This window comes from Halomonas sp. TA22, from assembly GCF_013009075.1.
In the GTDB taxonomy this organism is placed as follows: domain Bacteria; phylum Pseudomonadota; class Gammaproteobacteria; order Pseudomonadales; family Halomonadaceae; genus TA22.
On the sequence record NZ_CP053108.1, the window covers coordinates 481003 to 490974 of the forward strand.

At 62.0% G+C, this 9972-nt stretch carries 4 protein-coding genes; all 4 read right to left on the reverse strand.

Going from position 1 to position 9972, the window contains the following annotated elements; translation table 11 throughout:
• Positions 1-44: 44 nt before the first annotated feature.
• The 4 genes from glgB to glgX are packed head-to-tail and all read right to left on the reverse strand — an operon-like array spanning position 45 to position 9916.
• Entirely contained in the window at positions 45-2264 is a 2220-nt protein-coding gene (gene glgB, locus HJD22_RS02165) for a 1,4-alpha-glucan branching protein GlgB (protein WP_208655544.1), read from the reverse strand.
• Positions 2257-5607: a maltose alpha-D-glucosyltransferase gene (treS, locus tag HJD22_RS02170; protein ID WP_208655545.1), complete on the reverse strand. Its 3351-nt coding sequence runs from the start codon at positions 5605-5607 to the stop codon at positions 2257-2259. The genes glgB and treS overlap by 8 nt, the downstream gene beginning before the upstream one ends.
• 37 nt (positions 5608-5644) lie before the next feature.
• Positions 5645-7672, reverse strand: coding sequence for an alpha-1,4-glucan--maltose-1-phosphate maltosyltransferase (locus HJD22_RS02175; protein ID WP_208655546.1), 2028 nt, complete (start codon positions 7670-7672; stop codon positions 5645-5647).
• A gap of 36 nt (positions 7673-7708) precedes the next feature.
• On the reverse strand, positions 7709-9916 hold the full coding sequence (gene glgX, locus HJD22_RS02180; protein ID WP_208655547.1) for a glycogen debranching protein GlgX: 2208 nt from the start codon (positions 9914-9916) through the stop codon (positions 7709-7711).
• Between the last annotated feature and the right edge of the window lie 56 nt (positions 9917-9972).

Here is a 9972-nt window from a genome sequence, read left to right on the forward strand (position 1 = left end):
TAGATCACGTCAACGGCCGTTCCCCTTTTGACAGCCACGCCGCTTCAAGATGGACAAGGCCGCAGCATCACCACAGCAAGTGCCGGTAGCGTCAGCGTCAGGCTGGCGGACTGGCCATGCAGCGGTGCATCTTGCGTATGCAACTCGCCCATGTTGCCGGTGTTGGCGCCACCATAATATTGTGCATCGCTGTTGAACATCTCCTGCCAGCGGCCCGGCGTGGGTACGCCAACCGAGTATCCGCTGCGCGTCACCGGGGTCATGTTGGCCAGCACCAGCAGTGGCTCGCCATCCGCGCTAAAGCGCAACCAAGCGAAGACACTGTTGGCCTGGTCGTCGCCGATCACCCAAGCGAACCCGGCGGGCTCGGCGTCACGCTCATGCAGGGCCGGTAGCTCGCAATACAGCCGGTTGAGGTCACGCACCAAGTGCTGAATGCCAGCGTGACGAGACTCGCCGAGCAGTGCCCAGTCGAGTTCTCGGTCGTGACTCCACTCACGCCACTGCCCGAACTCGCAACCCATGAACAGCAATTTCTTGCCAGGCTGGGTCCACATCACCGAGAGATAGGCGCGCAGATTGGCGAAGCGCTGCCACTCGTCGCCGGGCATCTTGCCAATCAGCGAGCCCTTGCCATGCACGACCTCGTCGTGGGAGATAGGCAGCACGAAACGCTCGGAAAAAGCGTAGACCATGGGGAAGGTCATATCGTGATGGCCGTAGGAGCGGTAAATCGGGTCGTTTGAAATGTACTGCAGGGTGTCGTGCATCCACCCCATGTTCCACTTGTAGGCAAAGCCGAGCCCCCCTTCGGAGGTGGGCTGGGTGACGCCGGGCCAGGCAGTGGACTCCTCGGCGATGACCGCCGCACCCGGTACCTCCTCGGCCACCACGTCATTGAGGTGGCGCAGGAAATCGATCGCTTCGAGATTCTCTCGGCCCCCGTGCTGATTGGGAATCCACTCGCCATCCTTGCGCGAATAGTCGCGGTAGAGCATCGATGCCACCGCATCGACGCGCAGCGCATCGACATGGAAATGCTTCAGCCAGTGCAGTGCCGAGGCGAGCATGAAGCCATGCACCTCGCGCCGCCCCAGGTTGTAGATGAAGGTATCCCAATCCTGATGGAAGCCCTCGAAGGGGTGCTCGTATTCGTAGAGCGCCGTACCGTCGAAGCGCGCCAGGCCATGGATGTCGGTAGGAAAGTGCGCCGGTACCCAGTCGAGAATCACGCCAATGCCGGCGAGGTGGCAGGCGTCGACGAAATAGGCGAAATCCTCGGGTTTGCCGAAGCGCCCGCTCGGCGCGAACTGACCCAACGGCTGATAGCCCCACGAGCCGCCGAAGGGATGTTCCATGATCGGCAGCAGCTCGAGATGGGTAAAGCCCATCTCCTTGACATAGGGGATCAGGTGCTCGGCGAGATCGCGCCAGCTGTAGAGCTCGCCATTGTCGCCGCCATGCTTGCGCCATGAAGCGGCATGCACTTCATAGATCGAGATTGGCCGGGTGGATTCATGCGACTCACCGCGCTGGGCGATCCACTCTTCGTCGTGCCAGGTGAAGGGGGTCGTGTCAGCGACCACCGAGGCGGTGTGCGGCGGCATCTCGGTGGCGAGCGCCACCGGATCCGCGCGGTGCCCAAGCGCCCCGTGCAGATCGAGTATCTCGTACTTGTAGGACTCACCGGGGCCGATGCGCGGCACAAACAGCTCCCACACTCCGGCGGGGTGACGCAGGCGCATCACATGTCGGCGGCCATCCCAGCTGTTGAAGTTACCCACCACCGATACCCGCCGCGCATTGGGCGCCCAGACGGCGAAGCGCACTCCACTTACGCCATCGATCTCCATTGGCTGCGCACCCAGGCAGTGCCCCAGGTTGCGGTGGTTGCCCTCACCGATCAGGTAGAGATCCATTTCTCCCAGCAACAGGCCGAAGCTGTAGGGATCCTCGCTCTCCTGCTCGCCACTCGGCCAGCGAATGCGCAACGAATAGGGGGCCGCATGCGGCAGCTGCGCGGCGAAGAGCCCGGGGATCTGTATCCCGGTCATGCTGCAGCGCACGGCACCGCTCTCTCGGTCGAGCACCTCCACGCCCACCGCACCGGGCAGAAAGACGCGTAGTACGCTGCCCCACTCCGTGTCATGAATGCCGAGAACCGAGAATGGGTTTCGGTGTGACCCGCGAGCGAGCGCCTCGGCATCGTCCGCCGGCAGCCACAGGCTACGGTCCAGCTTGGGGGTGGCGGTCAAATCATTCATTGGGCTCTCCCGCGTTCAGTTGTGCGACGATGGATGCCAGGCCACGCAGTGGCACGCCCAACCAGGCCGGACGGTTGGCGGCTTCGTAGGCGATCTCGTAAGCCGTCTTTTCCAGTACGAACAGGTCTACCGCTGCGGCTGCTCCACTCGCCTGCTTCCATTCGTGGGGCAGCTCGAGGGTGGCCTGCCAGTAGGCGTTCAAGAACTCCTGTCGCCCCTTGATCAGGTACTGCTCGGCGACTTCATGGCCGGTATCGATCTGAGCCTCGTCGCTATCACCTCCAGGGCGCGCCTCCTCTACCTTGGCGCAAGCGTAATCGAAGGAGCGCAGCATGCCGGCCACGTCCCTGAGCGGGCTATCCTTGGCGCGCCGCTCCTCCAGCGGCCTGGCCGGTTCACCCTCGAAGTCAATGATATAGGCATCATCATGCGCCACCAGCACCTGGCCGAGATGCAGATCGCCATGGATGCGGGTCACCATGCTGCCCTCGGCAAGCGCTGACATCTTCCCGATGGAGGAGAGTAGCGTATCGCGCTTGGCCAGGATCTCGCTGGCCAGCTGCTGCTCGGCTTCGCCAGCAGCGCTCTTGTGCCGTTCGAGAAGCGCCAGCGCCTCCTCGACGCGTTCAGTGACGCGTTGCGTCCAGTACGCTACTTGCGCTTCTCCGGCGAGTTCAGGAGTGAAGGCCGGATTATCGGTGGGAGACGCCAGCACCATATGCAATTCACCCAACCGGCGCCCCAGGGTGATGGCGAAGCGTTCGAGCTCATCGCGCGCGCCATAAACGGCATCCTCACGACTCGAGTCACGGCCCGTTTCGTTGTCGGTGACCGCTTCGCGAATCGCCCGTTCCAAGGTAGTTCGGGTCCACGACCAGGCATCACCCTGATTGTCGATGAAACCCTGCAGGATCATCAGCGTCTGCGGTGTGCCCTGCTCATCGAAGCGCGTCACTTCGCCATGCAGCGGTGCTACGTGCTCAAAGCCGTGCTCGGTGAGATAGCGGCCAATTTCGGCCTCCGGGTGGAGTCCCGGCTCCAGGCGCCGGAACAGCTTGAGGACGAGCTGATGGTCGATGATCACCGAGCTGTTGGACTGCTCAGCCGATTGCTGTACCACGCCGGGCTGCTCCGGCAGCTCCAGCTCTGAGAATGCAGACGTGGGAAGGAAGCGTATCTCGCCGACATCGCAGGGCAGGCTCGCCCCACTGCGCATGGCATTGAGTACCGCCAAGGCGAAGGCATCCAGTGTCAGGGCATCCGTCAATAGTCCCACTTCATGGAAGCGACGAACGCGAGCCATGGCGAGTTGCTGGGGCAAGGCACTGGTCTGCTGTTCCTCGCCGAGGAATGCCAAGGGAAGTTGATAACGCTCGATGCCATGGGCATGGGAAACCTCCAGCTCGCTGATCAGCATCGTCTGCTGACCATGCTCGAGCCGCGTCACATAAAGCATGTGCACCTGGTCGATGCGCTCCTGCTTGGCAGCGAACCAGCGCCGCTTGGGTAGGTAGTTGGGTAGCGTCTCGCTTTCGAGCAGATGGCGTGGCGTCGGCTGGAATATCTCATCGAGACGCCGCTTGATGATCAGAGTGACATAGTCCGGCATTGGTTCGGGTACTGGCACGTGCCACTCCGGCATCGCGCTCTCCGGTGCCAGCAGGAACCAGTAGAAGCCGTAGGGGGGAAGCGTGAGCAGGTAGGAGAGCTTGCCGATTGGCGGGAAGGCGCTGCCCCCTACCATCTCCACCGGCACCTGGCCGGCAAAGGCGGAGAGATCGAGTTCCACTGCCTGGGCGGTCCGCGCCACGTTGGCCACGCATAGCAACGCTTCCGTCTCGCCATTGTCGAGCGCCATCTCGCGCAGGTAGGCCAGGATATGTCGGTTGGCCGGATAGAGCGGGCGCATGGTGCCCCGGCTGAAGGCACGATGCTGGCTGCGCACCGCCAGCAACCGTCGCATGCTGTTGAGCAGCGAATGCGGATCGCGCACCTGAGCCTCGACGTTGACGGTCTGGTAGCCGTAGAGCGGGTCCATGATCGGTGGCAGTACCAGGCTCGCCGGATCGGCCCGAGAGAAGCCGCCATTGCGATCCACCGACCACTGCATCGGGGTGCGCACCCCGTCGCGGTCACCGAGATAGATATTGTCGCCCATGCCTATCTCGTCACCGTAGTAGAGTACCGGAGTGCCCGGCATCGACAGCAGCAGGCTATTGAGCAGCTCGATACGCCGGCGATCACGCTCGAGCAGCGGCGCCAGGCGGCGCCTAATGCCCAAGTTGATGCGTGCCCGTCGGTCGGAGGCGTAATGGCTCCAGAGATAGTCGCGCTCCTTGTCGGTCACCATCTCAAGCGTCAGCTCGTCGTGGTTGCGCAGGAAGATAGCCCATTGGCAGGTGGCGGGAATCTCCGGAGTCTGGCGCAGGATATCGGTGATCGGGAAGCGATCCTCCTGGGCCAGCGCCATGTACATGCGCGGCATCAGTGGGAAGTGGAATGCCATATGGCACTCGTCGCCATCGCCGAAGTAGGGGCGCGTATCCTCCGGCCACTGGTTGGCCTCGGCCAGCAGCATGCGGTCAGGATAGCGCTCATCGATCACCGCACGAATCTTCTTGAGCACCACATGGGTCTCGGGAAGGTTCTCGTTGTTGGTGCCGTCGCGCTCGACCAGGTAGGGAATCGCATCCAGGCGCAGGCCGTCGACCCCCATGTCGAGCCAGTACTCCATGACCCTGATCACCTCATCGAGCACTTGAGGGTTATCGAAGTTGAGGTCCGGCTGGTGGGAGTAGAAACGGTGCCAGTAGTAGGCATTGGCGACCGGATCCCACGTCCAGTTGGAGGATTCGGTATCGAGGAAGATGATCCGGGTGCCCTGATACTTCTGATTGGTATCCGACCACACATAGAACTCCCGCTCCGGGGACCCGGGCGGAGCCTGGCGGGCGCGCTGGAACCATTCATGCTGGTCGGAGGTGTGATTGATGACCAGTTCGGTCAGGACCCGCAGGCCCCTGCGGTGCGCCTCGTCGATGAAGCGCCTGGCATCCTCGAGGGTGCCGTAGTCGGGGCTGACATTAGTGTACTCGGCAATGTCATAGCCATCGTCACGACGTGGCGACGGGTAGAACGGCAGTATCCAGATCGTGTTGACCCCGAGACTGACGATATAGTCGAGCTTCTGGATCAACCCTTCGAAGTCACCTATGCCATCGTCATTGGCATCGAAGAATGCCTTGACGTGCACCTGATAAATTACGGCGTCCTTGTACCAGAGTGGGTCGTCAAGGAAATCCATTGTCTCGACGGCATGCGATTCGCTGCTGGCATCCATCATCGGCTTACCCTCTCTGCATGTAATTTGGTACGAATGGCTAACGCACCGGGCGAATACGCCAGATGGCGAACGGCTGCTGCCATGGTTCGAGGCGTATCGACTGCCACTTGCCCTGCCATGTCCAGCGGTAGCCACTCATCAGATCCTCGACATGTAGCGCAGCATCGCCGGGCAGTTCGAATTCCCATAGCGGCAATTCGAACGTACCCTCCTGCGCCTCGAAGGGATCGAGATTCACCATCACCAGAATGAAGTTGTCCCGCGCTTCGGTACGCTTGCCAAAGAGCAGCAGTCGCTCGTTGTGCACCGGGTAGAATGCCGTGCCCAGGTGCGTATGGAGCGCGGGATTCTCACGGCGGATACGATTGAGTTGAGTAATCTCGTAAATGATGTTGCCAGGCGCGGTGTAGTCGCGCAGACGAATCTCGTATTTCTCAGAGTCGAGGTACTCCTCTTTGCCGGGCACCGGCGCCCCCTCGCACAGCTCGAAGCCGGAGTACATGCCCCAAAGCCCCGAACCCATGGCCGCAAGAGCCGCACGTGACAAGAAGCCAGGTCGCCCGGAGGACTGCAGGAAGTAGGGATTGATGTCCGGCGTGTTGACGAAGAAGTTGGGTCTGAACCCCTCGCGCAGTGGCGACTCGTTCAACTGGGTGAAGTACTCGGTCAGCTCCGCCTTGGTATGGCGCCAGGTGAAGTAGGTATACCCCTGGGTGAAGCCCAGCTTACCCAGACGCAGCATCATCGCTGGCCGGGTGAAGGCTTCGGCGAGGAAGATCACATCGGGATCGCGGCTGCGAATATCGGCAATCAGCCACTCCCAGAATGGCAGCGGCTTGGTGTGCGGATTGTCGACGCGGAATATCTTCACCCCTTCGTCGACCCAGCCCTGCACCACGTTGCGCAGTTCGACCCATAGCGAGGGCACGGCATCCTCGGCATAGAAATCGACGTTGACGATATCCTGGTACTTCTTGGGCGGGTTTTCAGCATAGCGGATCGAGCCGTCCGGCCGCCACGAGAACCAGCCGGGATGCGACTTGAGCCAGGGGTGGTCCGGCGAGCACTGGATGGCGAAATCGAGCGCGATCTCAAGTCCATGTTCGGCGGCGGCACGCACCAGATCGTGAAAATCCTCATGCGTGCCGAGCTCAGGGTGGATCGCCTCGTGCCCCCCCTCTGGGCTACCGATGGCATAGGGGCTACCCGGATCGTCCGACCCCGCTTCCAGCGTATTGTTGGGTCCCTTGCGGTGCGCCCGTCCGACCGGATGTATGGGCGGAAAATAGAGCACGTCGAAGCCCATGTCGCGAATCATCGGCAAGCGCTTGTGGACGTCCTTGAAGGTACCGTGTCGATTGGGGTCATCGGTTTCCGAACGGGGAAACAGCTCGTACCAGCTGGCGAAGCGCGCCTTGAGCCGCTCGACGTCGAGCGGATAGCGCGTATCGCTTCTGGTCAGGTGCGGGCGGGCATCCGCTTCGTGCATGTAGTGCGAGGTGCCTGCATCAAGCAGCAGCGAAACTCGCTCGGCATCCGTCTCAAGTGCTTGATATCGCGCATGGATGCTCTCGAGCGCCGCGCGGAGCTCTCCCTCGCTGCGCTCGGCAGCGGCGTTCACAACGCGCCGCCCTTCCTCAAGCTCGAGCCCCACCGGCACCCCCGCCTGATGCTTCTTGGAGAGCTCGTAGCGGTAGGTGCCGTAGATATCCCACCAGGCCTCGATGATGAACGCGTGTCGTCCCACTCGGCTCGGCGTGAAGTGACCTTCCCAGATATCCCGGCCCAGCGGTTGCATCAGGTGCATGGGCTCGCGCCGCTGCTGGCCTTCATCGTCGTACCAGCAGATCGCGGCGGCCAGCACGTCATGCCCATCGGCAAATATCGTCGCGCTGACGGTCACCGGCTCATCGATGATAGCCTTGGCCGCGAAACGACCCTGGTCGAGCGAAGGGCGCACGGATTCGATGGCGATGCGCGGCGCCTGAACGGCCATCAGCACATTGCTCGGATCCTGCTCGTGCGTCGGGACGGCTCCTGGCGCGGGATGTGGAGATGAACTCATCACATGCTCCTCTTCTGGTAAACGGTCAGGCCTGGGTCATGCCTGGGCATCAGAAGACGGGGTGGTCTCCTGTACCAGTTCCAGTAGGGCCAGCGAACGGCCTTCCAGGCCATACTCTTCACCGAAGGAGCGGTGGAAAGGCTCCTCATCCACGGTACGACTGGTATCGAGTCGACACAGCCAACCGCTACCGCTTGGTACGTCAGGCAGATGAAAGCTCACAGGCTCGTGATAGACGTTGAAGATCAACAGCAGGGTGACATCGGCCCCCGCCTGGCGAATGCCCGAGGGCTGAGCGCGGCCATCGAGCAGCAGCCCGAGCGTTCTGGCCTCGGTATCCTTCCAGCGCTCGACATCCATTTCGTTTCCGTCCGGCGCCAGCCAGGTGACCTCCTTGAGTCCCATCTCCTCGTTGTACTCGCCGGAGAGGAAGCGACCGCGACGCAGGATCGGGTAGCGCAGGCGCAGCGAGATCGCACGGCGCACATACTCGATCATCGCATGGGCATCGCCACCGATATTCCAGTCGAGCCAGCTGATCTCGTTGTCCTGACAGTAGGCATTGTTGTTGCCCTGCTGGGTACGCAGCATCTCGTCCCCCGCCAGCAGCATCGGCGTGCCCTGAGAAAAGAGCATGGTGGCGAAGAAGTTGCGGATCTGGCGCAGTCGCAGTTCCTGGATATCGGCATTCTCGGTGGGCCCCTCCTCACCGTGATTCCATGACAGGTTATCGTTGTGGCCATCGTTATTGTCTTCGCCGTTGGCTTCGTTGTGCTTGTCGTTGTAGGCGACCAGATCATGCAGCGTGTAGCCGTCGTGCGCGGTGACGAAGTTGACCGACGCGAAGGGGCGACGACCGCGCCGATCGAAGAAGTCCGCCGAGGCCATCAGCCGCGTGGCGAGCTCGGGTAGTTGGCCTTCGTCGCCCTTCCAGTAGGCACGCACGGTATCGCGATAGCGATCGTTCCATTCCGCCCAGCCCGGCGGGAACCCTCCCACTTGGTAGCCCCCTGGGCCGCAATCCCAAGGCTCGGCGATCAGCTTGACCTGGCTCAGGACCGGATCCTGGCGGCAGGAGTCGAGGAAACCGCCACCCTCGTCGAAGCCGTGGGGTTCGCGCCCGAGAATCGTGGCCAGATCGAAGCGGAAGCCGTCGACGCGCATTTCCGTCGCCCAGTAGCGCAGCGAATCGGTGACCATCTGCAGCACCCGCGGGTGGCTCAGATTGAGCGTATTGCCGGTGCCGGTATCGTCGATATAGTAGCGCCGCTCCTCGGGCATCAGGCGGTAGTAGGAGGCGTTGTCGATCCCCTTGAGCGACAGCGTGGGGCCGAGCTCGTTACCCTCCGCCGTGTGGTTGTAGACCACGTCGAGTATCACTTCGAGCCCGGCGGCATGGTAGCGAGCCACCATCTGCTTGAATTCGTTGATGTTGTCGCCGGAAAGGTAGCGCGAGTGCGGCGCGAAGAAGCCCAGGGTATTGTAACCCCAGTAGTTACGCAGCCCCTGCTCGAGCAGGTGCTGATCGTCGACGAAAGCGTGGATTGGCAACAACTCCACCGACGACACTCCAAGTGAGCGGATGTAGTCGACCACCTCATTGACCATCAGTCCTGAGAAGGTGCCCCGTAGTGGCTCGGGCACCGAGGGGTGGCGCATGGTGTAGCCACGCACATGTGTCTCGTAGAGGATGGTACGATCCCAGGGCAACTGGAGTTCCCGCGACCGCCCCCAGGTGAAGGCGGGATCGACGACCCGGCAGCGGGGCATGAAGGGCGCGCTATCGCGCTCGTCGAAACTCAGATCGCCATCGGGATGGCCGATGGTGTAGCCAAACAGTGCTTCATTCCAGTCGATCTCACCGACGATCTGCTTGGCATAGGGGTCGAGCAGCAGCTTGTTGGGGTTGAAACGGTGCCCATCCTCAGGGGCATAGGGGCCATAGACACGATAGCCGTATAGCTGGCCAGGGCGGGCATCCGGCAGGTAGCCGTGCCAGATCTCGTCGGTGTACTCGGGAAGCTCGATGCGCTCGATTTCCTCCTTGCCCTCGGCATCGAACAGACACAACTCGACCCGCGTCGCATGCGCCGAGAACAGCGCGAAATTCACTCCCAGGCCATCCCATGTCGCCCCTAGGGGGAAGGGCCAGCCTTCACGTACCCGAGAGCGATTGAGCACTCCCGGAGATTCATCGGCAGCGACGATTTCTTTACTGACGCGTGGTGCATCCTTTGTCGACATCACTCTCATCCTTGATCAATCGGGCACGGCCGCTTGGCGGCATCGCCAATACACTC